The sequence below is a fragment of the Caproicibacterium argilliputei genome, from assembly GCF_029211325.2.
In the GTDB taxonomy this organism is placed as follows: Bacteria; Bacillota; Clostridia; order Oscillospirales; family Acutalibacteraceae; genus Caproicibacterium; species Caproicibacterium argilliputei.
Genome location: NZ_CP135996.1, coordinates 2,822,119 through 2,847,475, shown reverse-complemented (window position 1 = coordinate 2,847,475; position 25,357 = coordinate 2,822,119). Strand labels below are relative to the sequence as shown.

The 25,357-nt window shown below is 55.6% G+C and carries 31 protein-coding genes; 22 read left to right on the top strand and 9 right to left on the bottom strand.

All coding sequences use genetic code 11. The annotated features are described in order from the left end of the window. The first annotated feature begins 197 nt into the window (after window positions 1-197). The 13 genes from PXC00_RS13765 to rpsO all read left to right on the top strand — a co-directional run bounded on the left by PXC00_RS13765 (window position 198) and on the right by rpsO (window position 11,153). Entirely contained in the window at window positions 198-554 is a 357-nt protein-coding gene (locus PXC00_RS13765; RefSeq protein ID WP_316935014.1) for a hypothetical protein, read from the top strand. A 261-nt stretch (window positions 555-815) separates the two neighbouring features. Beyond that, window positions 816-1,472 carry a ribulose-phosphate 3-epimerase gene (gene rpe / locus PXC00_RS13760; RefSeq protein WP_275846985.1) on the top strand — a complete coding sequence of 219 codons (657 nt, stop codon included), beginning with the start codon at window positions 816-818 and terminating at the stop codon, window positions 1,470-1,472. Window positions 1,473-1,579: 107 nt separating this feature from the next. Beyond that, window positions 1,580-2,110 carry a stage V sporulation T C-terminal domain-containing protein gene (locus PXC00_RS13755; RefSeq protein WP_275846997.1) on the top strand — a complete coding sequence of 177 codons (531 nt, stop codon included), beginning with the start codon at window positions 1,580-1,582 and terminating at the stop codon, window positions 2,108-2,110. 147 nt (window positions 2,111-2,257) lie between these two features. After that, complete coding sequence (locus PXC00_RS13750) at window positions 2,258-2,761, top strand: ribosome maturation factor RimP (protein WP_275846987.1); 504 nt, start codon at window positions 2,258-2,260, stop codon at window positions 2,759-2,761. Then, window positions 2,754-3,842 carry a transcription termination factor NusA gene (gene nusA / locus PXC00_RS13745; RefSeq protein WP_275846989.1) on the top strand — a complete coding sequence of 363 codons (1,089 nt, stop codon included), beginning with the start codon at window positions 2,754-2,756 and terminating at the stop codon, window positions 3,840-3,842. Before PXC00_RS13750 ends, nusA begins: the two co-directional genes overlap by 8 nt. 86 nt (window positions 3,843-3,928) lie before the next feature. Next, window positions 3,929-4,201 (top strand): RNase P modulator RnpM, encoded by a 273-nt coding sequence (gene rnpM, locus PXC00_RS13740; protein ID WP_275846991.1) that lies wholly within the window; start codon window positions 3,929-3,931, stop codon window positions 4,199-4,201. Beyond that, window positions 4,191-4,499, top strand: a complete 309-nt coding sequence (locus tag PXC00_RS13735) for a L7Ae/L30e/S12e/Gadd45 family ribosomal protein (protein ID WP_275846993.1) — start codon at window positions 4,191-4,193, stop codon at window positions 4,497-4,499. The genes rnpM and PXC00_RS13735 overlap by 11 nt, the downstream gene beginning before the upstream one ends. Window positions 4,500-4,514: 15 nt before the next feature. Next, the gene (gene infB, locus PXC00_RS13730; protein ID WP_275846995.1) at window positions 4,515-6,902 is read left to right on the top strand and encodes a translation initiation factor IF-2; all 2,388 of its coding nucleotides are present in this window, start codon (window positions 4,515-4,517) and stop codon (window positions 6,900-6,902) included. Window positions 6,903-7,633: 731 nt separating this feature from the next. Next, window positions 7,634-8,002: a 30S ribosome-binding factor RbfA gene (gene rbfA / locus PXC00_RS13725; protein WP_275844286.1), complete on the top strand. Its 369-nt coding sequence runs from the start codon at window positions 7,634-7,636 to the stop codon at window positions 8,000-8,002. Next, window positions 7,983-8,936, top strand: coding sequence for a DHH family phosphoesterase (locus tag PXC00_RS13720; protein WP_275844285.1), 954 nt, complete (start codon window positions 7,983-7,985; stop codon window positions 8,934-8,936). The genes rbfA and PXC00_RS13720 overlap by 20 nt, the downstream gene beginning before the upstream one ends. Further along, window positions 8,933-9,841: a tRNA pseudouridine(55) synthase TruB gene (gene truB, locus PXC00_RS13715; protein ID WP_275844284.1), complete on the top strand. Its 909-nt coding sequence runs from the start codon at window positions 8,933-8,935 to the stop codon at window positions 9,839-9,841. Before PXC00_RS13720 ends, truB begins: the two co-directional genes overlap by 4 nt. Next, entirely contained in the window at window positions 9,838-10,752 is a 915-nt protein-coding gene (gene ribF / locus PXC00_RS13710) for a riboflavin biosynthesis protein RibF (protein WP_275844283.1), read from the top strand. The genes truB and ribF overlap by 4 nt, the downstream gene beginning before the upstream one ends. Before the next feature lie 137 nt (window positions 10,753-10,889). Continuing rightward, entirely contained in the window at window positions 10,890-11,153 is a 264-nt protein-coding gene (gene rpsO, locus PXC00_RS13705) for a 30S ribosomal protein S15 (RefSeq protein WP_275844282.1), read from the top strand. Between the two features lie 69 nt (window positions 11,154-11,222). Here the strand turns inward: rpsO and PXC00_RS13700 are convergent, their stop codons facing one another. Continuing rightward, window positions 11,223-11,438: a DUF378 domain-containing protein gene (locus PXC00_RS13700; protein ID WP_275844281.1), complete on the bottom strand. Its 216-nt coding sequence runs from the start codon at window positions 11,436-11,438 to the stop codon at window positions 11,223-11,225. 168 nt (window positions 11,439-11,606) lie between these two features. On the opposite strand from PXC00_RS13700, the gene proB reads away from it, so the two are divergent. Next, window positions 11,607-12,413, top strand: a complete 807-nt coding sequence (gene proB / locus PXC00_RS13695) for a glutamate 5-kinase (protein WP_275844280.1) — start codon at window positions 11,607-11,609, stop codon at window positions 12,411-12,413. A gap of 32 nt (window positions 12,414-12,445) precedes the next feature. Next, the gene (locus tag PXC00_RS13690; protein WP_275844279.1) at window positions 12,446-13,687 is read left to right on the top strand and encodes a glutamate-5-semialdehyde dehydrogenase; all 1,242 of its coding nucleotides are present in this window, start codon (window positions 12,446-12,448) and stop codon (window positions 13,685-13,687) included. On the opposite strand, the gene PXC00_RS13685 is transcribed toward PXC00_RS13690, so the two are convergent. Genes PXC00_RS13685 through PXC00_RS13675 form a run of 3 tightly spaced genes read right to left on the bottom strand, consistent with a single transcriptional unit; the run spans window position 13,684 to window position 14,683 of the window. Beyond that, entirely contained in the window at window positions 13,684-14,022 is a 339-nt protein-coding gene (locus PXC00_RS13685) for a hypothetical protein (RefSeq protein ID WP_275844278.1), read from the bottom strand. The genes PXC00_RS13690 and PXC00_RS13685 overlap by 4 nt on opposite strands. Before the next feature lie 25 nt (window positions 14,023-14,047). After that, complete coding sequence (locus PXC00_RS13680) at window positions 14,048-14,455, bottom strand: hypothetical protein (RefSeq protein WP_275844277.1); 408 nt, start codon at window positions 14,453-14,455, stop codon at window positions 14,048-14,050. 3 nt (window positions 14,456-14,458) lie between these two features. After that, window positions 14,459-14,683, bottom strand: a complete 225-nt coding sequence (locus PXC00_RS13675) for a hypothetical protein (RefSeq protein WP_275844276.1) — start codon at window positions 14,681-14,683, stop codon at window positions 14,459-14,461. Window positions 14,684-14,761: 78 nt separating this feature from the next. Between PXC00_RS13675 and PXC00_RS13670 the strand changes: the two genes are divergently transcribed. The 3 genes from PXC00_RS13670 to PXC00_RS13660 all read left to right on the top strand — a co-directional run bounded on the left by PXC00_RS13670 (window position 14,762) and on the right by PXC00_RS13660 (window position 17,890). Continuing rightward, window positions 14,762-15,229: a metallophosphoesterase gene (locus PXC00_RS13670; protein ID WP_275844275.1), complete on the top strand. Its 468-nt coding sequence runs from the start codon at window positions 14,762-14,764 to the stop codon at window positions 15,227-15,229. Window positions 15,230-15,353: 124 nt separating this feature from the next. Beyond that, window positions 15,354-17,054, top strand: coding sequence for a phospho-sugar mutase (locus tag PXC00_RS13665; protein ID WP_275844274.1), 1,701 nt, complete (start codon window positions 15,354-15,356; stop codon window positions 17,052-17,054). A gap of 302 nt (window positions 17,055-17,356) precedes the next feature. Next, the gene (locus tag PXC00_RS13660) at window positions 17,357-17,890 is read left to right on the top strand and encodes a GNAT family N-acetyltransferase (RefSeq protein ID WP_275844273.1); all 534 of its coding nucleotides are present in this window, start codon (window positions 17,357-17,359) and stop codon (window positions 17,888-17,890) included. Between the two features lie 63 nt (window positions 17,891-17,953). Here PXC00_RS13660 and PXC00_RS13655 read toward each other — a convergent pair whose 3' ends face one another. Further along, window positions 17,954-19,222 (bottom strand): chloride channel protein, encoded by a 1,269-nt coding sequence (locus PXC00_RS13655; protein ID WP_275844272.1) that lies wholly within the window; start codon window positions 19,220-19,222, stop codon window positions 17,954-17,956. Window positions 19,223-19,424: 202 nt separating this feature from the next. On the opposite strand from PXC00_RS13655, the gene PXC00_RS13650 reads away from it, so the two are divergent. After that, window positions 19,425-19,628, top strand: coding sequence for a hypothetical protein (locus tag PXC00_RS13650; RefSeq protein WP_275844271.1), 204 nt, complete (start codon window positions 19,425-19,427; stop codon window positions 19,626-19,628). Further along, window positions 19,625-19,918 (top strand): LuxR C-terminal-related transcriptional regulator, encoded by a 294-nt coding sequence (locus PXC00_RS13645; RefSeq protein ID WP_275844270.1) that lies wholly within the window; start codon window positions 19,625-19,627, stop codon window positions 19,916-19,918. The genes PXC00_RS13650 and PXC00_RS13645 overlap by 4 nt, the downstream gene beginning before the upstream one ends. A gap of 58 nt (window positions 19,919-19,976) precedes the next feature. On the opposite strand, the gene mnmA is transcribed toward PXC00_RS13645, so the two are convergent. Both mnmA and PXC00_RS13635 read right to left on the bottom strand, forming a co-directional pair. Beyond that, a complete protein-coding gene (mnmA, locus tag PXC00_RS13640; RefSeq protein WP_275844269.1) occupies window positions 19,977-21,056 on the bottom strand; it encodes a tRNA 2-thiouridine(34) synthase MnmA in 1,080 nt (359 codons plus the stop codon). Further along, window positions 21,053-21,565 carry a hypothetical protein gene (locus PXC00_RS13635; RefSeq protein ID WP_275844268.1) on the bottom strand — a complete coding sequence of 171 codons (513 nt, stop codon included), beginning with the start codon at window positions 21,563-21,565 and terminating at the stop codon, window positions 21,053-21,055. Before PXC00_RS13635 ends, mnmA begins: the two co-directional genes overlap by 4 nt. Window positions 21,566-21,804: 239 nt before the next feature. On the opposite strand from PXC00_RS13635, the gene PXC00_RS13630 reads away from it, so the two are divergent. Then, window positions 21,805-22,458 carry a CpXC domain-containing protein gene (locus PXC00_RS13630; protein ID WP_275844267.1) on the top strand — a complete coding sequence of 218 codons (654 nt, stop codon included), beginning with the start codon at window positions 21,805-21,807 and terminating at the stop codon, window positions 22,456-22,458. 188 nt (window positions 22,459-22,646) lie between these two features. Here PXC00_RS13630 and PXC00_RS13625 read toward each other — a convergent pair whose 3' ends face one another. Both PXC00_RS13625 and PXC00_RS13620 read right to left on the bottom strand, forming a co-directional pair. Further along, window positions 22,647-22,940 carry a TipAS antibiotic-recognition domain-containing protein gene (locus PXC00_RS13625; protein ID WP_275844298.1) on the bottom strand — a complete coding sequence of 98 codons (294 nt, stop codon included), beginning with the start codon at window positions 22,938-22,940 and terminating at the stop codon, window positions 22,647-22,649. A 17-nt stretch (window positions 22,941-22,957) separates the two neighbouring features. Next, window positions 22,958-23,311: a hypothetical protein gene (locus PXC00_RS13620; protein ID WP_275844266.1), complete on the bottom strand. Its 354-nt coding sequence runs from the start codon at window positions 23,309-23,311 to the stop codon at window positions 22,958-22,960. 402 nt (window positions 23,312-23,713) lie between these two features. Here PXC00_RS13620 and PXC00_RS13615 point away from each other — a divergent pair, with 402 nt between their 5' ends. Next, window positions 23,714-25,144: an MFS transporter gene (locus PXC00_RS13615; protein ID WP_316935013.1), complete on the top strand. Its 1,431-nt coding sequence runs from the start codon at window positions 23,714-23,716 to the stop codon at window positions 25,142-25,144. Window positions 25,145-25,357: the final 213 nt, after the last annotated feature.

The window sequence follows — 25,357 nt, the reverse complement described above, 5'->3', positions numbered from 1 at the left end:
GCACAGCGAATCTGCCGTGTACGGGCGTTTTTGCTGCCTTGCTTGTTACAGTAATTTTATAGAAATTAAAATTTTGTAACAAAATGCTTGCAAGATTGAAATGAATATGGTATTATGTTACAAGTGTTTGGAAATAGTCAGAAAGTTTCTGTTGAGTCTGCAGGCTCGGCACCCAAAACAGACGGAGGGATTGCGCAATGGACAGCTGTTTATACGTAGGGGCAATGTTACTATTCGCAGCGTGTGTTTTGACGGCGGCGTTTCGTCCCCGCGAAGAAAAAGGGAAGTTCCTCTGCCTGCTTCTTGCCGGTATGGGCGTGCTGACCATTTCCCTGCAGCAGGACGGCGCGTTCCTGCTTGGCTTTGAAATCCTGCTCGGCATCGTCATGACGGTATGTACCACCGGCGTCCTGTTTGCGGAGTTCTGCGACCGTCGAGCGAAAGAGGCGGCACAGGCTTATGAGCGCCGTCGCTTTGCGGAGCTGCGCCGCCGCCGTGCCGAGATTTCCGGCACGCTGGAGGACGAAAACGAAGCGGAGCGCCGCGTGGCCTGACCTTGCTGTGCGGACAGCCTGTAAAAAGAAACAAAGTGGAAAAGTGCACAATGCACCGGTCAGCGCATAGACTGAGAGTGCGGGGCAGCGCTTCCAACCGCTTTATCATAGATGAGGGACGACGGGCAGTTTGGCTGCCTGCCGTCCCTTTTTCGAGTCGCGTATTTTTGCTTTCCCATGGCAAATTTTTGTGGTATACTAAGTGCAATAAACAATTCAATAGAGCATGGAAAACGGAAAAAGGCATTAGGAGGGGCACCAATGCGCATATCGGTTTCAATTTTGGGCGCGGACTTTGCAAGGCTGGGCGAAGAAGTGGACCAGATCAGGAAGGCCGGTTCCGATTGGATTCATGTGGACGTAATGGATGGGCACTTTGTGCCAAACATCACCTTTGGTCCGAATATGGTGCAGTCCTTGCGGGCTGTGACCAAGCTGCCGCTGGATGTTCATCTGATGGTGACACAGCCGCAGAAGTACATTCAGTCCTTCGTGCAGGCCGGCGCGGATCTGATTACGTTTCATCTGGAGGCGGAAGGGGATCCCGCCCAGACTGTTTCCATGATTCACGGGCAAAAGGTCAAGGCGGGCATTTCCATTCGACCCGGCACACCGGCAGAGGCGGTTTTTTCCTATCTGCCGATGCTTGATATGGTGCTGGTCATGGGGGTGGAGCCGGGTTATGGCGGCCAGCAGTTTAACCGGAAGATGCTGCAAAAAGTGCGCACGCTCAAGCAGAAGGCACCGTCGCTGCCCATTGAGATTGACGGCGGCGTCAATGCCGGCAACATTGCGGAAATGGTACAGGCGGGCGTGGAAATCTGCGTGACCGGCAGCGCCGTGGTTGGCACACCGGACTACACCGCGGCGGTGGCGGCGTTGCGCGCAGCTGCGGCGGTTCCGCCGCTACACATTTAAAAAAATCGAATCGATTGCTTGCAGGCAGGCGTATTTTTGAAAATCCTGCAAATACTATCCATTACCTGACAAAAAGCGTAATGACTTCTGATAAGGGGATGTTGGTATTGAAAGCAACCGGTATTGTAAGAAGGATTGATGACCTTGGGCGGGTGGTCATCCCAAAAGAAATTCGCCGTACACTCCGTATCCGTGAGGGGGACGCGCTCGAAATCTTTACGGATAATCAGGGCGGCGTGATTTTTAAGAAGTATTCGCCCGTGGGGGAGATGTCTCTCTTTTCCACACAGATGACAGAGGTGCTTAACAGTGCTTCCGGTCTGCCGGCACTGATCTGCGACCGGGACCATATCGTAGCGGCGGCGGGTGTTTCTAAACGGGAATACCTGGAGCGCCGTGTCAGCCAGGAGTTGGAGGAGTGCATTTCTTCGCGGCAGGATTTTGTGAAAGCCGCCGGTAAGACCCTGCATCCGGTGGAGGGTGTGGACTGCACAGCGGCTGTGGTCTGCCCAATTCTGGCGCAGAGCGATGTTACCGGCGCGGTGGTGCTGCTGGACAATGGCAGCGACACAGGCAAAGATGCCGGGCATATGGCGCAGGTTGCGGCCGGCTTTTTGGCTAAACAGCTGGAAAGTTGAAAATGCGCGCTGCAAAGCCGTTTTTTTGCGAAACAGCTTGCAATTATCCTGCAGATGTGTTAAACTTAACAAAGAATAGACTGGTATGATGAAAGAGTGGGGCGACCCACTCTTTTGTTTGCATTATATGCTTTATGAGGTGAAACGATGGCAGCAAAGAAAAAAGGGAAAAACACCGCCGAAGCCGTGCGGGAGCTTGTCCAGCCCCTGGCCGCGGCGCTCGGCCTTTCCCTGTGGGATGTGCGCTTTGTGAAAGAGGGTGCCGACTGGTACCTGCGCATCTTCATTGACAAAGAAGGCGGCGTTTCCATTGATGACTGTGTGGATATGACCCATGCGGTCAATGAACCGCTGGATACACAGGATCTGATGCAAGGTGCGTATACACTGGAAGTCAGTTCTCCCGGCACTAACCGAGAGCTGACCCGGCCGGAACACTTTGCGGCGTGCCTGGGGCAGCCGGTGTGGGTGCGCTTCATCCGTCCGTTTGCAGACGGCAGCCGTGAAGTCATCGGAACCCTCTGCACCTGTGAAAAGGACGCTGTGACCCTGAAAAATGAGCAGGATGAAACCATGACCTTTGCCCTGACAGACACCGCCTGGATAAGGCTTTATGACGACGATAATTTGGGAGGAAACGAAGATGAGTGAGGAAGACATCAGCATTATTGATGCCCTGGACCTGCTGGAACAGGAACGCGGAATTCCGAAGGATTACATGGTAGAGCAGATTTGCAAAGCGATTACCACCGCCTGCAAAAACAGCTACGGCAACGATGAGGCCAGCGTGCGTCTAAACGAAGATAAAAATGAGTTCGAGGTTTTTCTGCGCAAGGAAGTTGTCGAAGACGTGCAGGATCCCGACCGTGAAATCATGCTGGAAAAAGCGCGCCGCATTGACCCGACTTGCGGCATTGGCGACAAGGTCAGCGTACAGCTGCACACGAAGGAGTTCGGGCGCATTGCGGCGCATCAGGCGCGCGGCGTCATCCGGCAGGGCATCCGTGCCGGTGAGCGCGGGCTGATGATGCGCGAGTTTGAGTCCAAACATCAGGAGCTGGTCAGCGCCGTGGTGGAGCGGGTGGACCCGCGCTCTGGCGCGGCCACGCTGCAGATTGGCAAAAGCGAGGCAATTCTGCCGCGCAGTGAGATGGTTGGTGAGGAAGTGTTCCACGAGGGCGACCACATCAAGGTGTATGTCGTCGATGTACATGATACCGAGAAAGGTCCGCACGCCATCATCAGCCGCACACATCCGGATCTGGTCAAGCGCCTGTTTGAAACCGAAGTGCCCGAAATTTATGACGGCACCGTGGAGATTAAGGCAGTTTCCCGCGAGGCTGGCTCCCGCACAAAGCTGGCGGTGCTGTCGCGCGATCCGGCTGTGGATGCGGTGGGTGCCTGCATTGGCTCACACGGCAACCGTGTGGGAACGATTGTTGAGGAACTCGGCGGCGAAAAAATTGACATTGTCGAGTACAGCGACGACCCCGCCAAGTTTATTGCCAGTGCGCTGTCCCCCGCAAATGTGGTTTCTGTCACCCTGGCGGAAGACGGCAGCCATGCCTGCCGCGTAACCGTGCCGGACAGCCAGCTTTCTCTGGCAATTGGAAACAAAGGGCAGAATGCCCGTCTGGCAGCGAAGCTGACCGGCTGGAAGATTGATATTAAGCCGGAAAGCGGCTTTTACGGGGAAGAGGGCGCCGCTGCCGCACCCGCTCCCGAAGCCTGACGCTTTCAGAGTAAGACGGATGATTTTTAAAACATGAATCGGGGAGAGACCCCCACGCAGGTCCCTCCCGCAGGAGGCTTGTGTAATTGCACCAGAAAAAAGTTCCGCTGCGGATGTGTACCGGCTGCGGTGAGATGAAACCGAAAAAAGAACTGGTTCGGGTAGTGCGTTCCCCGGAGGGGGAAATCTCCCTGGACCTGACCGGCCGTAAACCCGGGCGGGGTGCTTATGTGTGCCGCAGCACCGAGTGCCTGCGGCGCGCGCGCAAAGCCCGCCGCTTTGAAAAAGCTTTTTCCTGTCAGATTCCGGAGGACGTTTACGACCGTATGGAGAAGGAGATGGAACAAGATGCCCAATGACAGAATGCTTTCCCTTTTAGGGCTTGCCCGCCGCGCCGGCAAGGTGCAGATGGGCCACGACCCCGTGCTGGAAAGCCTTCGCCGCGGCCGCGCGCGGCTGGTGGTACTGGCCAGCGACCTTTCTCCGCATACGGCAAAAGGAATTTTGTTTGCCGCCCGGCAGGAGGAAATTCCGATTTACACGCTTTCCCACTCCATGGAGGAGCTGAGCGCTGCGGTGGGGAAACACACCGGTGCTGTGGCAGTGGAGGACAGCGGTTTTGCAAGAAAACTCGAGACGTTTTGTACGGACAGATGAGGAGGAATGTTATAGATGATGATTAAATACCGGGTACATGAAGTTGCGAAAGATCTCAATGTCCCAAACAAGGACGTCATCGATATACTCGAAAAATATACGGGTGAAACGAAAAAACACATGACCGCTTTGACCGAAAGCGAGCTGGATCTTGTGTTTGAGGCTTTCACACAGAAAAGGGCGATGAAAGACTTGAACACCTATTACGCACAGCGGGAAGAAAAAGCGGTGACTGTCAGTACAGAGGGTTCTGCCAAACAGATTCCGCTGAAAGAAGCCGCACAGAAGAAAGCCGCAAATCCCCCCCAAAAGCAGGGGAAAAGGAATCCGCGCCGGGAGCCTGCGGCAAAAGCACAGCGCGTGCCGCAGAACCAGCAGGCAAAGGTGATTGGTCATATTGAAATCAATAAGTCCGATAATGTGATTCGCCGTCCGGCAGAGCGCATTGTCGACACGCGCACCCATAATGTGGAACTGGATAAGTACAACGAAAAGTATGACCGTCTGGCCAGTGAAAAGGTGAAGACAGACAACGTCGTGCGCAAGCAGAAGCTGAACCAAAAGAGCGCCCAGTACCGCCGCGGGCGCCGGCCGAAACGCGAAACCGAGTCGGAGCGTCTGCGCCGTATCGCGGCAGAGCGCAAGGCAAAGCCGATTACGGTGCAGATTCCGGAAAATATTATGGTTGGGGAGCTGGCGCTGCGCCTGAAAGCCACTGCCGCAGAGGTCATCAAAAAGCTGATGGCAAACGGCGTGTTTGCCACTATCAACGATGAGGTCGATTTTGATACGGCTTCTCTGGTTGCACTGGAGTTTCACGCGAAAGTGGAAAAAGAAGTGGAAGTGACCATTGAAGAGCAGATTATCGATGACAGTGAAGACAATGATGCGGATCTGCAGACACGTCCGCCGGTCGTTGTGGTCATGGGTCATGTTGACCACGGCAAAACCAGCCTGCTCGATGCTATCCGCCACACCAATGTGACAGAAAGTGAAGCGGGCGGTATTACCCAGCACATCGGTGCGTATCAGGTCAATCTGGACGGTCACGTGGTGACGTTCCTTGACACCCCCGGTCATGAGGCGTTTACTACCATGCGTGCGCGCGGCGCGATGGCAACCGACATCGCCGTTCTGGTGGTTGCGGCAGACGACGGTGTCATGCCGCAGACAGTCGAGGCGATTCATCACGCAAAAGCCGCGAATGTCAATATTATTGTCGCTATCAATAAAATCGACAAGCCCGGCGCAAATCCGGACCATGTCATGGAAGAACTGACCAAGTACGAGCTGGTTCCGGAAGAGTGGGGCGGCGACGTGCCGTGCATCCGTGTTTCCGCAAAGCAGCAAACCGGTATTAAAGACCTTTTGGAAATGATTCTTCTGGTTGCGGATATGAAAGAGCTCAAGGCGAACCCGAACCGTGCCGCCAAGGGCGTTGTCATTGAAGCGCGTCTGGACAAAGGCCGCGGCCCGATTGCCACCATGCTGGTACAGAACGGTACCCTGCACACGGGAGATATCGTGGTTGCAGGTACCAGTGTTGGGCGCGTGCGCGCTATGGCCAGTGCAAACGGAAAAGAAATTGTGTCTGCCGCACCCAGCGTGCCGGTGGAGATTACTGGTTTGGACAGTGTGCCGACCGGCGGCGATACGTTCAATGCGGTTTCCGATGAGCGTCTGGCGCGCCAGCTGGTTGAGCAGCGTCGTACCGCGCAGAAAGAGGAGCAGTTTAACGCCCGCACCAAGGTTACGCTGGACAATTTGTTTGAGCAGATGCAGATTGGCGATATGAAAGAACTGCAGATTATTGTAAAGGCGGATGTGCAGGGTTCTGTGGAAGCGGTTCGTCAATCGTTGGAGAAACTTTCTAACGAAGAAGTGCGCGTAAACGTGATTCACGGCGGTGTTGGTGCCATCAGCGAGAGCGATGTGATGTTGGCATCGGCAAGCAACGCGATTATTGTCGGTTTCAACGTGCGTCCGGATCCGGTTGCGGAAGAGAACGCAAAGCGTGACGGCGTGGATTTGCGCTTGTACCGCGTCATTTACGATTGCATTCAGGAAATCGAATCTGCTATGAAGGGTATGCTTGCGCCGAAATACCGTGAAGTACAGCTGGGCCGTGTGGAATGCCGCGAAACCTATAAGATCAGCAGTGTCGGCACGGTCATTGGCGCGCACGTTATTTCGGGTAAAATCACCCGCGGTTCCGATGTGCGCGTGGTGCGCGATGGCATTGTGATTGCTGATGATAAAGTGGCATCGCTGCGTCGGTTTAAGGATGATGTAAAGGAAGTTGCGGAAGGCTATGACTGCGGTGTCTGCTTAGAGAAGTTTGCGGATATTAAAGTCGGTGACATTCTGGAAACCTATACGTTGGAAGCGTACCGCCCCGAATAACGAGCGCGGGGAAGCCCCCGCGGGCGGTGTGCTGAAGTTCACGCGGAGCGCTACTTGCTTCTTTTACAGTCTGCGTCAACGTCAAGTCAGCGCTTCGAGCAGGTTGCTTTCCGTCGCTTTCTTAGAAAGCGACTGGGGGTGTGGGGGCGAAGCCCGCCACGACCTTGGAATGTAAAGCAGGTTCGGGCTGCAAGCCCGAGTGAAAGGCTTGCTGTTGTCTGCCTTTCAAATGCTCCGGTGGAGCATTTGAAATAAAGCAGCACGCGGGGAGCCCCCGCTGGCGGTGTGCTGAAGTTCACGCGGAGCGTTACTTGCTTCTTTTACAGTCTGCGTCAACGTCAAGTCAGCGCTTCGAGCAGGTTGCTTTCCGTCGCTTTCTCAGAAAGCGACTGGGGGTGTGGGGGCGAAGCCCGCCACGACCTTGGAATGTAAAGCAGGTTCGGGCTGCAAGCCCGAGTGAAAAGTGTAGCATCTTTTGCCTGATTTATGCTCCGGTGGAGCATAAATCATAGGCAGGCTGAGCCTGCACGCGGGGAGCTACTTGCTTCTTTTACAGTCTGCGTCAACGTCAAGTCAGCGCTCCGAGCAGATTGCTTTCCGTCGCTTTCTCAGAAAGCGACTGGGGGTGTGGGGGCGAAGCCCACCGATCTTTGTACCGGAAGTTGTTCATTATTTGATTGGGAGAATGCAGGGTGCAGTGCGCTCTGCATTTTCAGACAGGAGGGTTTTCTATGCCGAGTCATAAATTGGGCCGTACCACAGAAGATATCCGCCGGGAACTGTCCGCGATTTTCCGGGAACTGAAGGATCCGCGCGTAAATCATACGCTGCTGAGCATTGTACGGGTAGAGGTCAGCCGTGATCTTTCTTTCTGTACCGTTTATGTCAGCGATATGGAGGGCCTGCCGCGCGCGCAAAAAGCGGTGGAGGGGTTAAAATCAGCCGCCGGGTTTATCCGCCACGAGCTGGGTCAGCGCCTTTCTCTGCGCCATGTGCCCGCGCTGACGTTTAAAGCAACGGATTCCATTGAGTACAGCGCAAACATTTCGCGGATTCTGGACGATTTGAAGGAGGAGGACCATGGAAGTCAGTCTGAGTGAAGCTGCCGCTTGGCTTCTGCAGCAGCAGGATATTGTAATTCTCTGCCACCAGTCGCCGGACGGCGATACGCTCGGCAGCGGCAGCGCGCTGTGCCGCGCTCTGCGCAGCTTGGGCAAGCGCGCGCAGGTGCTGTGTGGCGACCCTATCGGCAGACGCTTTCAGTTCCTCTTTGACGGGCTGGAAGAGCAGCAGTTTGTGCCCAAAGCGGTGGTTTCCGTTGATATTGCAGATGAGCAGCTGCTCGGCGGTCTGCGGGAAGTGTACGGCGGAAAAATTGAATTGTGCATTGACCATCATCCCAGCAATACGCACTATGCGCAGCGGTACTTTGTAAATCCTAAAGCCAGCGCCACCTGCGAGATCATCTATGAACTGCTCCCGCTGCTGGGGGTTCAGCCGGACATTGCCACGGCAACGGATTTGTATACCGGCATCGCAACGGATACCGGCTGCTTTCAGTATATTAACGTAACGCCGCACACATTTCGTGTGGCAGCGCAGCTGCTGGAGCTTGGCGTACCCGCGCCGCAGATTAATCACGCGATGTTTGCAACCAAAAGCCGCGCCCGCCTGCAGCTGGAGCGCGAGGCGCTGAATACTATAGAATACTTCCACCATAATGAAATTGCGGTGGTTACCTTGACACGCAAAATGGTCCAGGAATCCGGTGCGGAAGATGCGGATACCGATGGCATAGCCTCCATTCCACGTTCGATTGAGGGTGTGCATATCGGCGTTACAATTAAAGAAAAAGCGGACGATTTGGTCAAAGTTTCTCTGCGCGCGCCGCAACCATACAATGCTTCGGAAATCTGTGCAAAGTTCGGCGGCGGCGGTCATCCCGGCGCAGCCGGATGCGCCATTTCCTGCGGTGTGGAGGAAGCGAAAAAACAGCTGGTGGCGGTCATCAGCACGTATTTGGAGAGTTTATGACCGGGGTACTCATTTTGGATAAGCCGGAAGGCTACACTTCGTTTGATGCAGTGGCGGTTCTGCGCCGGCTGACCGGCGAACGGAAAATCGGGCACACCGGCACGCTGGACCCTATGGCGACCGGCGTGCTGCCCATGCTGCTGGGGCGCGCAACGCGCGCCCTTCCGTTTTTGGCGGAGCGGCACAAAACCTACGAGGCGGCATTTGCGTTCGGTGCGCAGACAGACACACTGGACCGTACCGGCACCGTGCAGGTGCAGGACGATGTCCCTATTTCCCGGGAAAAACTGGAGCAGATTCTGCCGTGCTTTACCGGAAGCATCATGCAGATTCCGCCTATGTTCAGCGCACTGCGGCAAAACGGCGAGCGGCTGTATGACCTTGCCCGGCAGGGAAAAACAGTGGAGCGCCAGCCGCGTGCGGTCACTGTGGACAAGCTGGAAATTCTGGCGTACGACGAGGAATCCCGCACCGGGCGGCTGCGCATGACCTGTTCCGGCGGTACTTATGTGCGCACGCTGTGTGACGATTTGGGTCGTGCGCTTGGGTCGCATGGGATTATGACTGCCCTGCGCCGCACCTCCGCCTCCGGATTTTCCATTCAGGATGCGGTCACAGTGGAGGCAGCAAAGCAGATGGGGCAGGCGGCGCTGCTGCAGCGGGTGCTGCCGGTAGAAACGCTGTTTCTGGATTTACCGGAAGTGTGCGTCACCCTGCCGCAGGCAAAGCGTTTTTGCAACGGCGGTGTACTTTCTTTAGAGCGCCTGCACGGTTTGGTGCAGGCTGCCGGGAACTGCCGGGTGAAGGACCCTGCCGGAAATTTTCTTGGACTGGGTGCGCCGGATGAAGCCAAAGGGGAGCTTGCGGTGGCGCGCCTTTTTGCACAGGAGGACGGAACGTTATGAAAATCTTTTATGACCTGCAGCCCAGCGCGGTAGAAACAGCGGTCGCGCTCGGCACCTTTGACGGGCTGCACCTTGGGCACCGCGCTGTGATTTTCCAGACACTGGGGGAAGCGGGGCTGACGCCGACGGTGCTGACCTTTTCCGCCAATCCGCTCTGTGACCTCGGCGGCAGCACGGGCGGTGAACTGATGACAGAGGCGCAGAAAGTGCGGGTACTGGAGTCGCTTGGCGTGGAGCAGCTGTATCTGCTGCGCTTTTCTTCCTTAATGAATTTGTCACCCGAACAGTTTGTGGACGAGGTTCTGGTGCGCGCCCTGCACGCGAAAAAAGTCTGCTGCGGATTCAACTATACGTTTGGCGCGGGCGGCAGGGCAGACAGCGAAACCTTGCGGCATCTCTGCACCGGGCGCGGGCTGCGGGCGGCGGTGGCACCGGCGGTGCTGTCCGGTGGTGAGACGGTCAGCAGCACCCGTATCCGCGCACTGGTTGAAAAGGGAGAGGTCGCCGCGGCGGCGCGGCTGCTGGGCAGGCCGTACGGATACCTTTCTGCTGTGCGGCACGGCAGGCAGTTGGGGCGCCGGCTGGGTACACCAACACTGAATCAGGAAATCCCCAAATCGTTTGTGCTGCCGCCTTTCGGTGTCTATGTGAGCCGGGTTCATCTGCAAGGCAGCACTTACTGCGGTGTCACCAATGTCGGAATGCGCCCCACGGTGGATGGGCATCGCCTCACAGCGGAAACTTGGATGCCCGGATATACCGGCCCGGAGGTTTACGGCGAAACCGTGCAGACCGACTTGCTGCAGTTTTTGCGGCCAGAGCAAAAGTTTGCCGATGTGGAAACACTGGGCAGGCAGATTCGGGCGGATGGCAAGCAGGCAGAGGCGTTTTTTGCTCGCCGCGGGCAGTAAGGTTTGCATAATCCTGCTTTCCGTGTTATAATAAACACATACACCTACTTCGCGGAGGTCGGCGACTGCCCGTTTATGGGAAACCACAAGACCCTCCTCTGCGTGTGCGGTGAATTTTTGAAAAGGTGGTTTTATCCATGACAAAAGCTGAAAAAACCGAAATTATCAAGCAGTATGCAACCCATGAGGGCGACACAGGTTCTCCCGAGGTGCAGATTGCAGTTCTGACCAAGCGCATTAACGACCTGACCGATCATCTGCGCACCCATCAGAAGGATCATCACAGCCGCCGCGGCTTGCTGAAAATGGTTGGCACCCGCCGCAGCCTGCTCAAGTACCTGACCAAGGTTGACATTGAGCGGTACCGTTCCATTATTGCAAAACTGAACATCCGTAAGTAATCGCAAGTATAGAAAAAGCCGCCGGAAATGCAGGAACCCCTGCGTTTCCGGCGGCTTTTGTCTGCTTTGTCAGGCACTGTGAACACCGTCATCCGTGGTAATGCGCTTAAAGAGAAGCGAAATACACCACAGCGCCGCAAGGCCAATGAGGATGTAAAGAATCCGTGCCGGCCACGTGGCGGCGCCGCCGAAGATCCACGCCACAAGGTCAAACCGGAACAAGCCCACCAGCCCCCAGTTAATGCCGCCAATCACGGTTAGCAGCAGTGCGATTTTATCAAACATACACACAAGACCTCCTTTGCAGAGATAGTCTTTGCTGTTTCGGCGGGATTATCCAAATTTTTTGGGAAAAGGCGCGGCTGTGCAGGCAGGCATTTTGCAAGCTCCCTTTTTCTGCTTGCGCTTTTATGCTATAATGCTTATAAAAATCAGGGGACGGAGGAAACAACAATGTCACAAATCACACAGGCGAAGCGCGTGGTGGTGAAGGTGGGAACCAGCACACTGACCTATGAAACCGGCAGGCTGAACCTGCGCCGTCTGGAGGAACTCTGCAAGGTTCTGTGCGGCCTGCAGAACGAGGGGCGCGAGGTGGTGCTGGTGACCAGCGGCGCGGTTGGCGTCGGTATGGGCAAGCTGGGGCTGCACCGGCATCCGGAAGAAATCGAAAAACGGCAGGCGGTGGCGGCGGTCGGCCAGTGTGAACTGATGTTTATGTACGATAAATTTTTTGGCGAGTACAACCACACAGTTGCGCAGGTGCTGCTCACCAAGGATGTCGTGCAAGATACCGTGACCAAGCGCAACGTGGAAAATACATTTTTAACGCTTTTAAACTGCGGTATTATTCCGGTGGTAAACGAAAATGACTCCGTTGCTACCGATGAGCTGGCAGGCAGAAACTTTGGGGACAACGACACGCTTTCTGCCACAGTGGCGGCTTTGACGCAGGCAGACCTGCTCGTGATACTGACAGATATCGACGGTCTGTACAGCAGCGACCCGCACAAAGACCCGCAGGCAAAGCGAATTCCGTATGTTTACGGTATCACCGAAGAAACCCGTGCGCTTGCAGGCGGCGCGGGCAGCGCGCGCGGCACCGGCGGCATGGCGACCAAGGTGGCGGCGGCGAGCATTGCCAACAAAGCCGGCATTCCGTGCGTGGTGATGTCCGGTGCAAACCCGCGCGATCTTTACGATTTATTTGACGGCACCATTTTAGGTACAACCTTTTTGCCGAAAGGCATAAAAGAATAAACCAAACAAACCGGAAAGGCAGGTTCGAGCTGATGACGCTTACAGAAATGGGAAAGGCCGCAAAGCAGGCGGCCGCGGTACTGGCGCAGGCAGGCCCCAAAAAGGACATGGCTCTGCGTGCGATTGCAAAGACTTTGGAAGACCATCAGGAGAAGTTGCTGGCAGCCAATGCGGCTGACCTGGCGGCTGCAGAGAAAGCGGGAATGCGGCCGGCGCTGCTCGACCGCCTCCGTTTAACACCGGAGCGCATTACCGGTATGGCGAAAGGGGTGCGCGAAGTTGCCGCGCAGGAGGACCCTATTGGGCAGGTCATAGAAGGCGGCGTGCGCCCCAATGGGCTTGAAATTCGCCGCGTGCGGGTGCCCATCGGGGTTATCGGCATTATTTTTGAGGCGCGGCCCAATGTCGCCGCAGACGCTGCCGCCCTTTGCCTGAAAGCCGGGAACGCTGTGCTTCTGCGCGGCGGCAAGGAAGCGATTGAAAGCAACCGCGCCTGCGTAGAATTGATGCGTGCGGCGGTTGCTTCTGCCGGACTGCCGCAGGACAGTATTCAGTTGGTGCAGGACACCAGCCGCGCTTCCGCGGCAGAGATGATGGGGCTGACCGGCTATCTGGACGTACTGATTCCGCGTGGCGGACGCGGTCTGATTCAGAGTGTTGTTGAAAATGCCCGCGTGCCGGTCATCCAGACCGGTGCGGGCAACTGCCATGTCTATGTGGATGAAAGCGCGGATATTGCCATGGCGGCGGATATTATCGACAACGCGAAAACCAGCCGCCCCAGTGTCTGCAACGCGATTGAAACCATTTTGATACATCGGAACATCGCAGAAAAAGCCCTGCCCGTCATCGGGGCAAGGCTTCTGAAAAAAAAGGTGGAGCTGCGTGGCTGCGCGGTTACCCGGGAAATACTGGGCAACTGCGTGGTGCCGGCAACGGAAGCAGACTGGGATACCGAATATGATGATTTGATTTTGGCGGTCAAAGTGGTGGACAGCATGGAGGATGCGCTGCGGCACATTGCGCAGTACAGCACCGGCCACAGCGAATGCATTGTGACCCGCAGCTACGAAAACGCGCGCCGGTTTCAGCAGGAGGTAGATAGCGCGGCGGTTTATGTGAATGCATCCACACGCTTTACTGACGGCGGCGAGTTTGGTCTGGGCGCGGAAATCGGCATCAGCACGCAAAAACTGCACGCCCGCGGGCCGATGGGGGTGCGCCAGCTGACCAGCAGCAAGTTTTTGGTGCTGGGCAGCGGGCAGGTGCGCTAAAGCAGCAAATACAAAAGTGCAAACGTAAGCGCCGGGTCGGTCTCTTTTTCCTCCATGAGCAGAAGCAGGATGCTCAGCACCAGGTTTCGCTCACGGTCAGAAAACAGTGCTTCAAAAAAATCGGGCTGCTTGGCGGGGGGCGCCGCAGGCGCGGCATCCTCCTGCTTGGCGGGCTGCGGCGGTGCTTCCGGCTGTTGTGCCTGTTCCTGCTTCGGTTCGGCAAATGCGCTGCCGGAGTAGCCGGGCGGCGCCTGCGCGCGCCGGTACATTTCCTGGGAACGGCGGATGGCGTCCTGCCGCATCTGGTTCAAATCGTTGGACTCCAGGCTGGCCAATGCAGCCACCCCCCTTTCCTTTCCGTTACAGTAGCTTTCCCAGCAGACCGGACTGCCGCAGCATGGGCAGAACGCGAATCATCTGCAGCAGCCGCACCGCTTCGTCCAGCTTTTTTTGGCGTGTTTCGCCCAGCAGCGGGCGCAGCGCGTGCAGCAGGCGGGTGCTGTCATCTTCCTGCTTTACGCTGGCGAGCATCGGAGCGAGCCGGGTGACCAGCCCAAGGGTTTCTGCATTTAGGCCGGAACCGGCAAGGCCGGTCAGCGTGCTCAGCGGATTTTCCACAGGTTTTGCCGCTGTCGGCTGTGGCTGCGGCGCGGGCGGTGTCTCCGGTGCGGCGGTGTTCTGCCCCAGTGCCCCCATGATGGACTGTACCTGCGCCATGGTGGCGGGATCATTGAGCATTGCAGAAAGCTTTTGGGTAAGGTCATCCATGATTTATTTCCCTCCGCCGAATTTTTTCATCAATGCTTTGGCTTGCGGGGTAGAAAGCAGCTTCTGCGTTGCTTCCTGATTTTGCAGGACGGCCTCCACGCGCTGTTTGTCGGCGGGAGAAAGGCTGTTCAGCAGCTGCTGAACCTGTTCGGGTGTTATATTCTGCGGATTTGCGGGCATTTGCACGGGGCTGTTGTTTGCGGGAACGTTGTTTTTTCGGTTTTGCAAGTTGACCCACTCCTTCTGTAAAAAAGTATGCTTCCTGTTCTTACGATATGAGTCAATTCACATGGAGGTTCTTAAAAAATGCGAGTATTGGTAGTGTCAGACACGCACCACGACCGGGCAGCGCTTGACCGGGCGATTGTGCAGCAGCCGTCTGCGGAAGTGGTTGTGCATCTGGGGGACGGCGAGCAGGAGGCGCTGGAAGCGCAGCGGGCATTTCCGGAAAAGCAGTTTTACATGGTGCGCGGAAACTGCGACTGGGGCAGCCGGCTGCCCGCGCACAGGCTGCTGACGCTGGCAGGCAAAAAGCTGCTGCTGACGCACGGCTACGCGGAAAACGTGAAGTACGGTTTGAGCGAGGCGGTTCGTCTGGCACAGGAGCGCGGCGCGGACATCCTTCTGTTTGGGCATACGCATGAGGCGCTCATGGATTATGAGAACGGCCTGTACATTCTGAATCCCGGTTCGCTGCATGGCTGGGGGGGAACTTACGGCTTTGTAGACTTGACCGAGGCGGGTATTGCAACAAATATTGTACCGATTCGATAAAGCTGTACATTGACATTTCCTGGCGGGAATGATACGCTAATGAAAAAGGACTGCTCTTTCCCGTTTGCAACAGGCAGTCCCTGTATCAGAAAATGAAAATGCATTGGACTGGGAGGACTTTTCTATGACAGAATATCAGAGATGGCTTTCACACAGTTTGGCAGATGCGGATCTGACAAAAGAATTGCAGGCGATTGAGAAGCAGCCGGAAGAAATCAACGACCGCTTCTATCGCAGCCTTTCCTTTGGCACAGCGGGTCTGCGCGGTGTCCTCGGCGCAGGCACCAACCGGATGAACGTTTACACAGTCGGACAGGCCACACAGGGGCTTGCTAATTATCTCAACAAGCACGCTTCCGGCCGCCGACCCAGCGTGGCGATTGCGTACGACAGCCGCATCAAGTCAGATATCTTTGCGAAAGAAAGCGCCGCGGTGCTTGCCGCAAACGGCATTACCGCGCACCTGTACCCGTGGCTTTCTCCGACGCCGACGCTTTCCTTTGCTGTGCGGTACCTGCACTGTGACGCGGGCATTAATGTGACCGCAAGCCACAACCCTGCCAAGTACAATGGCTACAAGGTTTATGGCAGCGACGGCTGCCAGATTACGGCGCAGATGGCGGCGGACGTGCAGAGCGAGATTGACCATACCGACCTGTTTGCGGATATCCGCCGCATGGCGTATGAGCAGGCAGTGCAGCAGGGGCTGATTGTCACCATTCCCGACAAGGTGCAGAACGCGTTTCTGGACGCGGTGTTTGCCGAGCGGATTCTGCAGGTACCCTGTGACAACCTCCATGTGGTTTATACACCGCTCAACGGCACAGGCCGTGTCTGCTGCACCCGCATGATGCAGCGGCTGGGTGTGCAGCAGGTGGATGTTGTGCCAGAGCAAGAGTGGCCGGACGGCAATTTCCCGACCTGCCCGTTCCCGAATCCGGAAATCAAGGAGGCACTGCAAAAGGGACTGGAACTGTGCCAGAAAACCGGTGCAGACCTGCTGATTGCAACCGACCCGGACTGCGACCGCTGCGGCATTGCGGTGAAGGATGGAGCAGACTTTCGCTTGATGTCCGGCAATGAAGTGGGCGTGCTGCTGCTGGACTTCATCGCCAGCGCGAAAAAAGAGCAGGGTCGTCTGCCGAAAGTGCCGGTGGGCGTTACCACCATTGTCAGCACCGATATGGCGGATGCTGTGGCAGAAACCTACGGCATAGAAATGCACCGCGTGCTGACCGGCTTTAAGTACATCGGCGACCAGATTGCTTTGCTGGAGGAGAAAGGCGAGGAGGAGCGGTTCCTGCTTGGTTTTGAGGAAAGCTACGGCTATCTTTCCGGCGGCTATGTGCGCGACAAGGATGCGGTGGATGCCACCATGCTAATTTGCGAGATGGCAAGTTGGTACAAAGCCAAAGGCATGACGCTGGCGGACGCCATAGAGGCGCTGTACAAAAAGTACGGGTACTACCGCAACGGTCTGCTGAATTTTGGCTTCGAAGGGGAAGACGGGATGCTGCAGATGCAGCAGATTATGGATGGTCTGCGCAAGCAGGCTCCTGCAGAGATTGCCGGCTTCCGGGTTTCGGGCTGGAGTGATTATGAGCGCAGCGTGCGCTGCGACGGTGGACGTGAAAGCACCATCGCCCTGCCGAAATCCAACGTGCTGGAGTATCGTCTGGAAAATGGCTGTAAGGTCATTGTGCGCCCCTCCGGCACAGAGCCGAAAATTAAGGTGTACCTTTCCGCGAAAGGAAAGGATGAGGCGGAAAGTATCCGCCTGATTGCGCAGCTTTCAGAAGGCGGAAAGACCCTGTTGGGAAAATAATGCCGGCGCTGTAGTCGAAAAAAGACCGGACAGGCACCTTTATTTCAAAACTTTTTCGGGAGATTTTATTTGTTTCTCTAAAAATTTTAAATTCCTATTGACATTTTACAGCATTATGCGTATACTATATGTAACGTACAGATTCGGGCAACCGAGGCCCGCGCGATATATTTGAATTAGCGCCATGCGTCTTTACGCATATCGTTCAAAGAACGAGTCGGAACTGTATAATGAAAGAGCAGCTGCTGGTTTGCGGCTGCTCTTTTTTGCTGTATTCTTTAGAAAAGAGGACATAGAAAGCCATGAACCAGAAGTTGAAAATTCGCGCGGCACAGCCGGCGGACGCGCCGCGGCTTGCGGAAATTTATGCGCCGTATGTTCGGGAAACCGTGGTCACCTTTGAAGAAACCGCACCGGATGCTGCAGAGATGGTGCGCCGTGTGCGGGAGGTCGAAAGGACGTTTCCCTGGCTTGTTTGTGAAAGCGGCGGGCAGGTGCTGGGCTATGCCTATGCGCATCAGCTGCAGGAACGCGCTGCGTTTCAGTGGTCTGCGGAGGTCAGCATTTACCTGGCTCGAAACGAGCGTGGGCATGGTGCGGGCAGCGCGCTGTACCACGCGCTGGAAGCACGGCTGTATCAAATGGGCGTGGCGCAGCTGTATGCGCAGATCAGTGTGCCGAATCCGGAAAGCATGGGGTTTCATCACCGGTGCGGGTATCAGGATTTGTGCGTTTATCCACATGTGGGGTACAAGCTTGGCAGATGGTGCGATTTGGCGGTGCTGACAAAGCAGCTGCAACTGCCGGAGCATCCGCAGCCGCGGAAAAATCCGTGAGGGAAAAAACTTTTCAACAGAAAGTCGGGGGTAGTGTGGAAAACTACCCCCGGCTTTTTCTGGCTATCCGATTTTTTTATGGATGTACTGTGGATGGAATTTGCTGTACAAAATCAGCTGTTCCGCATATAGACCTGTGTAACCGGAAAGTGCGTAGGAAATGGCGCACCCCAGGAAAAAGTACGGTGCACCACTGTAGCCGAAAATCGAGCAGCCGAGCAGCAGGGCGGTTAGCGGGCAGTTGACCACGCCGCAGAAAACACACAGCAGACCGACTGCGGCGCCAAGCCCGGGGTCCAGCCCAAGCAGGCCGCCCGCCCAGCAGCCGAATGTAGCACCGATGAAAAAGCTGGGCACAATTTCGCCGCCTTTGAATCCTGCGCCGAGTGTCAGCGCCGTGAAGAAAATTTTTAGCAGGAAAGCTTCCGGGCGGGCGTTTCCGCCGATGGCGCGTGCAATCACGTCGCCGCCGGCACCCTCGTAGTCTGTGGAGCCGCTTAGGAGCATTAGAGCGGCGACCAGTGCGCCGCCGACCGCAACGCGTACATACGGGTTTGGCAGAAAGCGCTGGTACAGGCGACCTGCCAGCTGCATGGCGCGGCAAAACAGGATGGCCACAACCGCACACAGTGCTGCCAGAATGGCGACCTGCAGCGCGGGCAGCAGATGGATATTTCCGTCCACCTCCGCCAGCGCGAAGTGTGTGGGGATGGCGCCCAAACGGGTGGCAATGCCGGAGGCAAGCAGGCTGGAAATCGAAACCGGAACCAGCGCGGAGTAGTACATCTGACCAACACTGGTGACCTCCAGCGCGAAAACCGCCGCGGCAACCGGCGTGCCAAACAGTGCGGAAAAAACTGCCGCCATGCCGCACATGGTAACCACATGAATGGCCTTTTCATCCAGTTTGAACAGACGACCTGCGCCGTAACCGAGGCTGCCACCGATTTGCAGGGCGGCACCCTCGCGTCCGGCAGAGCCGCCGAACAGGTGGGTCAGGACGGTTGCCGCAAAAATGAGCGGCCCCATCCGAACCGGAAGCGGCTGTGGTGAGCGGATGGCCAGCAGAACCAGATTGGTGCCCCGGCTTTCCTGAATGCCGCAAAGGTGGTACAGCCAGACAATCAGCAGACCGCCTGCAGGGAGAAAGTACAGAAGCCAAGGGTGGCTCATGCGCGTTTGCGTGCTCCACTGCATCATGTAGTAGAACAGCGTGCCGACACCGCCGCCGATGAGTCCGCCGACACTGATGCTAATGAAAATCCACTTGAAAAAAGTGAGCAAACGCTGTTTCCAGTGAATCGCCTTCTGTCGAATCTCCTCTTTTTGCAAATTCTTTTCGCTCCTTCATAAGCTTTTCTTTATTTTATCATGGGAAAGAACCGAATGCAAGGCAGCAAAGGCTCAAGTTTGGACCTTTGCTCCGCGTTGCTGAACAAAGTTTCTAAAAAGATATTGCATAATGAACAAATGTTTTGTATGATAAGAAATAGAGGAATTCCGCTGCACAACAGAAAGTGAGTGGTAAAGCATCATGGATTTTCAAAAATGGGGAGAAGAATATCTGCAGGAGGCAGCTGTGCTCAAGGCGCATCTGGCGCCGGTCAGAGCAGCCTTAAAAAGAACGGGGCTCGGTGTGGAGGAGAGCCGCACCCTGGCTGCACGCGAAAGTATGCTGTACCAGATGTATCTGGAGTGCCGCAGCACAGGACTTTACCTTAGGGGGTACAGGCAGTGAGACATCAAATTTTGAGTTACGACCTGCTGCCGCAGGAGCTGAGCGGTTCCGGCCCGGACCAGCCGGACTACCGCTACGACGCTATGCGCCGAGCACTGCGGCTGGCCATGCGGCAGGAGTTGACACAGCGGCAGCGCGAGTGCCTGGAGCGCCGGCTTGCCGGGCAGCGGGTGAAAGACATCGCTGCCGCGCTGGGCATTACTTCGCCGACAGTTTCCAAACATCTGCAGCGGGCGGCGTGTCGGCTGCAGCACGCACTGCGGTACAGCTGCTTTATTCCCAGCGACTGACCGGAAACTTAAACGCCCGGAAACTTCCAGCTCAAACGGAAGCCTCCGGGCGTTTGTTTTACAGTGCGAACGTTTGTGTAATTATGCCGCCGCCCAGCAGTAAGTCGTCGTCATAAAAAACAGCGGCCTGCCCCGGCGCGGGCGCGCGCTGCGGTTCGTCAAAGTTGAGTCGCAGCGCGCCGTCCGGCTGCGGCACCGCCGTGGCCGCAGCCGGACGCGCCTGATAGCGAATTTTTGCCTGCAGGTGCAGCGGCGCTTCCGGTGCGGAAATCGAAACCCAGTTCAGGTCGCGCACAAGCAGCGAACGACTGTATTGGCTGCCCTCCGGCCCGAGAACAACGCGGTTGTGCACTGCGTCCAGACGGGTCACATACATTGGCTGCCCAAAGGCGATACCCAGCCCTTTGCGCTGCCCGACGGTGTAGTGCGTCAGTCCGCGATGACGGCCCAGTACCGTTCCCTGTGCATCCACAAAGTCGCCCGGCTCGCTGACCTGCCCACGGCGGCAGAGAAAAGCGGCATAGTCATTGTCCGGAACAAAGCAGATTTCCTGGCTGTCCGGTTTGTGCGCAACCGGCAGGCCGGCGTCCTCCGCAATGGCGCGCACTGCAGACTTTGGCAGGGAAGCAAGCGGCAGCAGCGTGTGTGCCAGCTGCTCCTGTGTCAGGCTGTACAGCACATAGCTCTGATCCTTGCCGGTGGGGGAGGCGCGCAGCTGCCAGCGGCCGTTGTTCCCCTGCTGTACAATGGCGTAGTGTCCGGTGGCCACAGCGTCGCAGCCCAGTTCCCTGGCGCGCTGCAGCATGGCGCCGAATTTGAGCCAGCGGTTGCAGCGGATGCAGGGGTTGGGGGTATGTCCGGCAGCGTATTCCTCCATGAAGTTGCGGATGACGCGGTCTTCAAACAAATCGGTAAAATTGAAAATGAAGTGGTCAATGCCCAGTTTGTAGCAGATGCGGCGGGCATCCTGCACGTCCTGAAAGGAGCAGCAGCCACCCTCCCGCGTAGGAAAGGCGGGGTCGTCCAAATGCAGCCGCAGCGTGCAGCCCACCACGTCCCAGCCGTCACGCTGCAGTAAAAGAGCGGCAACGCTGCTGTCGACGCCGCCGCTCATGCCTACCAATACTTTTCCTTTCACGCTTCAGGTTCCTCCGGGGCGGCTTCCTCTTCCGCCGGTGTAACGGCAGGCTCCGGCGGAATCGGTGCAGCGAGCGGAGCAGACGGAATCGGCTCTGACGGTTCCTTGGGGGTTTCCGTGGATTCCGTTTCGGCAGGCGCGGCTTCGGTGTTGCCGCAGTTGTCCTGGAACTTGCAGGCGCTGCAGTCGTCACTGCAGTCGGCACACTCGGTTTCCGGTACCTGTGCAATGGTTTGCTCGCGGATTTCTTCCAAATGCGCAAAAGCGCGTTTCAAGCGGCGGTCGCTGTCATCAATGGAGGCGCACAGCGCTTCGGTTTCGGCGTTGCCCTGCGCGCGCAAATGTTCGTAGTAATATTTTCCCAGGGCAACGTAGGCGCGGGCACTGTTTTCGCGCTCATTTTTGATGACAATGCGCAGCCGGTTGATGACAGCCGAGCGGTGGTTTTTTTCACGCAGGCTGTCAAATGTGCCGGAAAGCTGTTTTCCAAAAGAATCGAGTATTCCCATGATTCGTTCCTCCGTGCCGCACCGGGTACCGATGCGGAAATAGTTGTGGTCAGTTATTTGGCTTTATTATACCGCATCGGCGGCGCTTTTAACAGGGGTATTTGAGAGAAAGGCGCTTTTTCCCGCGGCAGGGTAAAAATTTCACGGAGGAGTTGGGTTTTCGGTAGGCATTTCGGCGCAATTGTGGTATAATAAAATCCTGTATCATCAGCAATCAAACACGGGGGTGTTTTTATTTTATGTCTACTCAGGTGAATAAAGATGTCTGCTGCCCGCAGTGCGGAAAGCCGGTGCGCACAAAGATGTGGACCGGCATCAGCGCGGATACGGAGCCGGCGCTGCGGCAGAAGGTTTTGGATGAAACCCTTTTCGACTGGCAATGCCCGCACTGCGGCTATCAGGCGGAGCTGGTTTATCCCTGCCTGTACCATGACAAGGCGAAGAAATTCATGATCTATTTGGTGCCGGAAGGCAGCGAGCAGGATCTGAAAAAAGTCGAGGTAGACACCCGATTCCCACAGCTGTCCGGCGTTCAGAAGCGCGCGGTAACCTCCCCGATGGAGCTGAAAGAAAAAGTCCTCATTTTTGAGGCGGATCTGGACGATGTGGGTGTGGAACTGGTCAAAACAGGCCTGGCGGCCATCGTGGAAGAAAAGCAGGGCAAAGCGGTGGAGGCGGGCTGCTTTTGCTTTGCGAATCCCGCGACCGACCGCATGGGCTTTCTGTTCTTTCTGGAAGGGGAGGCGAATCCGCTGAAAAAGGCGACCCGCTTTGCCACGTACCAGAAGGCACTGGAAATCAATGCGCAGTGCAGCGGTGCGCAGAGCGACGACTTTACGCACGTGGACAGCCGCCTGGCTGCCCGCCTGCTGGAAAAATATCAAAGGCTTTGAGGTCCACAAAATCTACCAATTTAAAAGACGGCTGCAGGGCAAAACGCTGCGGCCGTCTTTTTTGAGGAAAACACCGGGATTTCCGTGCTCAGTAGGGGAAGAACAGGTTTTTTCTGCCGAACAGCAGTTCCTACCCCTTTGCTTACACGGTGGGTTGCATATATTGTGTTTGTATTTTAAGTGCATATTTACTTGCAATAAATTTTCAATGCTTCAAACAAAAATTCAGCGCAACCTTGTTTAATATCATCATAGTATTTTTCGAAACGAGGGTCAGCAACATACGCTTGAGCTAATCCGAGGTGTGCTTCCTTTGAGTAGTGATTCCAGTAATATCCTAACCATTCCTTATGCCAAGTGCATACTTGCTGTGCAAGCTCACTGGAGGGATCCCCCTGTTCAAAAGCCGTTTTCAGCGCACTATTTATTTGTTGAGATAACTTTTGCATATCCTCATATTGTGCGTTCGTTAATTTTATTATCTTGGCATTGCTGGCATCTATAGCAACGTCACCAAATCTTTTGCGAATTTCTTTGCCGTACTGAAGTTCATTTTTTCTGGCATTTTAATACCGACTTTTTGCAAATCATTCATGGAATTTTCAATCACATATCTGGCTTCGGTCCAAACATTCATAGCCATTAGTTGATTAAGCATACCCTTAGCGACATCATCTGCACCTGTTAAAGGGAAACAAAACATTGCCTCTGGATTGCGCGGCATCATAGTTTTTTCAAACATAGGCGCAAACGGCTCAAGTATTTTTTCATTGAAAAATGCCGACCTATCTTTGTCGGGTATGGACATCATTTCACAGTAAAGCTTGTGCGTGTTCAAAATGTTAATTTCCATAATCTCACCTTTTCCTTATTTGCTTGATAGTGAAATCCTACTCACATATTTTAATGTTACTTGGAGTATAGACTATCACGCAGCGTGAATGTCAAGGCATTTATCATATTATTTTGGCTTGTTTTTGGGCGAGAGTTTATTTTTGAAACGCAAGAGTCGCCGCCGTTTTTCTTTGATTATCTTGATGGTTTGCATACATACCCTAGCACCAAAGAGATTTTAGTTGCAATATTGACGCATGAATTGCCGACAAAGGGAAGTGGATTAGTATATCTCCCATATAAAGCTTTGTAACGGAAATGCTTTTTCAGGGCGAACTTTACTTTTAATGAAAAATTCCTTGACAATCCTCTTTGCGCAAACACGCAAAGAGGATTGTCTTTTGGGGGCGCATACGCTATAATGAAACGGAAAAAGCGGCGCTTCTGTTCCTGCAAACGGCAAGGGGAGATGGCAGTTGCAGCGCTGGTGGCGCTGCCGCAGGGAGATGCACTGAAAAAGCACCGCGTGCGTCTGCCAACGGTGCTTTTGGCGGTGCGCCAAAGTGTCCGCCCCGCTGTGACAGGCGAACAGAGGGGTATCAAAAATCCCGCAAAGCAGACAGCGTGCGGAACCGCGCTGCTTTGCGGCATCGTTTTAAAGAGGGGTAGACCAATGAAAAAGATGTGGCTGCAGGTTGCAGCCCTGGTATGGATGAGTTTTATTTTGGGATGCAGTGAGTTTTTGGTTGTGGGCATTCTATCGGACATCGCGGCCAGTCTGCAGATACCCGTTACGCAGGCAGGAGATTTGGTGACGGTCTTTGCGCTGGTGTATGCGCTGGTTACGCCGCTGGTGACCACGCTGCTGGGGCGGTACCGGCGCTATACGGCGCTTCTGGTGCTGACGGTGCTCTTCATTTTGGGCAACCTGCTGAGCTTTTTCAGCAGCAGCTACGGCAGCCTGCTGGCTTCGCGGATTTTGACCGCGGTGGTATCCGGCCCGATGATCTCGCTCGGCTTCACATTTGTAGATGAAATGGTGCCGCCGGAAAAGCGCGCTAAGGCAGTCTCTTATGTTTTTTCCGGCTTCAGCATTGCCTCGGTGTTGGGGGTACCGGCCGGTACGTGGATTAGCGTTCATGCCGGATGGCGGTATTCCTTTTTAACGATTGTGGTGCTGAGACTGGCGGTGCTTGCGCTGTTGGCGGTGCTGCTGCCGCGCACCGGCGCCTTGCCGCAAGCCAAGGGCAAGGCAGGAAACCTGCAGATTCTGCGCGACCGGCGCATTCAGATTGGTGTGTTGCTGCCGCTGTTCAGCGCGGCGGGGTTTTATGTGTTTTACACCTATTTACGCCCGATTCTGATGACCTCGCTGCACTATCCGGCATCGGCAGTCAGCACAGTGCTGTTCCTTTACGGATTGACCTCCATTGCCAGCAACCTGCTTTCCGGAGTGCTGGCGGAAAAAGGCGGTTTGCGCCGGATGCCGTGGGTGTTTCTGCTGCAGGCGGTTTTGTTTCTGGTGCTGCAGCTGTTTCTGCACAGCCAGATGGGGGGCACGGTGGAAATCCTGCTGCTGGGCGTGACCATGTATCTGCTGAACGCGCCGATTCAGCTGCACTTTTTCGCAGTGGCGGAAACAGATTATCCGGGCTCCATGGTGCTGGCGTCCTCCTTCAACTCCATCTTCTTCAATTTTGGCATTTCGCTGGGCTCGTTTGTCGGGGGGCTGCTGGTTTCGGGTGCGGGCCTTTCCAGTGTGGGCTACGGCAGCGCGGGGTTTGCTCTGCTGACCGTTGGGCTGCTGGTATGGCTCAACCAGCTGAACCGGCAGCACCGCGCCGCCGCATGAACGGAAACAAGGAACGCGCCGGAACATTCTGTTTTTGAAAGAACTCATCACACGTCAGAAGCGTTGCGGTGGGTTCTTTTTGTCATTTTCGGCGGTGTGCGCCGTGCAAAACTGCATAAGATAGAAACAACCGTAAAAAAACCATGAAATTTTGTTTTTCTTTCTGCTGTCTCTTGCAATCCCTAGTAGGGCGCGGTATAATTGGGGCGTGGA

Bases quoted from the DNA above. Each gene is read 5' to 3' on its own strand.
- PXC00_RS13680 (WP_275844277.1), bottom strand. From the start codon at position 14,455: ATGGATGACCTTACCCAAAAGCTTTCTGCAATGCTCAATGATCCCGCC.
- PXC00_RS13665 (WP_275844274.1), top strand. From the start codon at position 15,354: ATGACAGAATATCAGAGATGGCTTTCACACAGTTTGGCAGATGCGGAT.
- infB (WP_275846995.1), top strand. From the start codon at position 4,515: ATGATGATTAAATACCGGGTACATGAAGTTGCGAAAGATCTCAATGTC.
- PXC00_RS13700 (WP_275844281.1), bottom strand. From the start codon at position 11,438: ATGTTTGATAAAATCGCACTGCTGCTAACCGTGATTGGCGGCATTAAC.
- rpe (WP_275846985.1), top strand. From the start codon at position 816: ATGCGCATATCGGTTTCAATTTTGGGCGCGGACTTTGCAAGGCTGGGC.
- PXC00_RS13650 (WP_275844271.1), top strand. From the start codon at position 19,425: ATGGATTTTCAAAAATGGGGAGAAGAATATCTGCAGGAGGCAGCTGTG.
- rbfA (WP_275844286.1), top strand. From the start codon at position 7,634: ATGCCGAGTCATAAATTGGGCCGTACCACAGAAGATATCCGCCGGGAA.
- PXC00_RS13670 (WP_275844275.1), top strand. From the start codon at position 14,762: ATGCGAGTATTGGTAGTGTCAGACACGCACCACGACCGGGCAGCGCTT.
- PXC00_RS13620 (WP_275844266.1), bottom strand. From the start codon at position 23,311: ATGGAAATTAACATTTTGAACACGCACAAGCTTTACTGTGAAATGATG.
- ribF (WP_275844283.1), top strand. From the start codon at position 9,838: ATGAAAATCTTTTATGACCTGCAGCCCAGCGCGGTAGAAACAGCGGTC.
- proB (WP_275844280.1), top strand. From the start codon at position 11,607: ATGTCACAAATCACACAGGCGAAGCGCGTGGTGGTGAAGGTGGGAACC.
- PXC00_RS13735 (WP_275846993.1), top strand. From the start codon at position 4,191: ATGCCCAATGACAGAATGCTTTCCCTTTTAGGGCTTGCCCGCCGCGCC.
- PXC00_RS13660 (WP_275844273.1), top strand. From the start codon at position 17,357: ATGAACCAGAAGTTGAAAATTCGCGCGGCACAGCCGGCGGACGCGCCG.
- rpsO (WP_275844282.1), top strand. From the start codon at position 10,890: ATGACAAAAGCTGAAAAAACCGAAATTATCAAGCAGTATGCAACCCAT.
- truB (WP_275844284.1), top strand. From the start codon at position 8,933: ATGACCGGGGTACTCATTTTGGATAAGCCGGAAGGCTACACTTCGTTT.
- PXC00_RS13750 (WP_275846987.1), top strand. From the start codon at position 2,258: ATGGCAGCAAAGAAAAAAGGGAAAAACACCGCCGAAGCCGTGCGGGAG.
- PXC00_RS13690 (WP_275844279.1), top strand. From the start codon at position 12,446: ATGACGCTTACAGAAATGGGAAAGGCCGCAAAGCAGGCGGCCGCGGTA.
- nusA (WP_275846989.1), top strand. From the start codon at position 2,754: ATGAGTGAGGAAGACATCAGCATTATTGATGCCCTGGACCTGCTGGAA.
- PXC00_RS13635 (WP_275844268.1), bottom strand. From the start codon at position 21,565: ATGGGAATACTCGATTCTTTTGGAAAACAGCTTTCCGGCACATTTGAC.
- PXC00_RS13615 (WP_316935013.1), top strand. From the start codon at position 23,714: ATGAAACGGAAAAAGCGGCGCTTCTGTTCCTGCAAACGGCAAGGGGAG.
- PXC00_RS13765 (WP_316935014.1), top strand. From the start codon at position 198: ATGGACAGCTGTTTATACGTAGGGGCAATGTTACTATTCGCAGCGTGT.
- PXC00_RS13630 (WP_275844267.1), top strand. From the start codon at position 21,805: ATGTCTACTCAGGTGAATAAAGATGTCTGCTGCCCGCAGTGCGGAAAG.
- PXC00_RS13720 (WP_275844285.1), top strand. From the start codon at position 7,983: ATGGAAGTCAGTCTGAGTGAAGCTGCCGCTTGGCTTCTGCAGCAGCAG.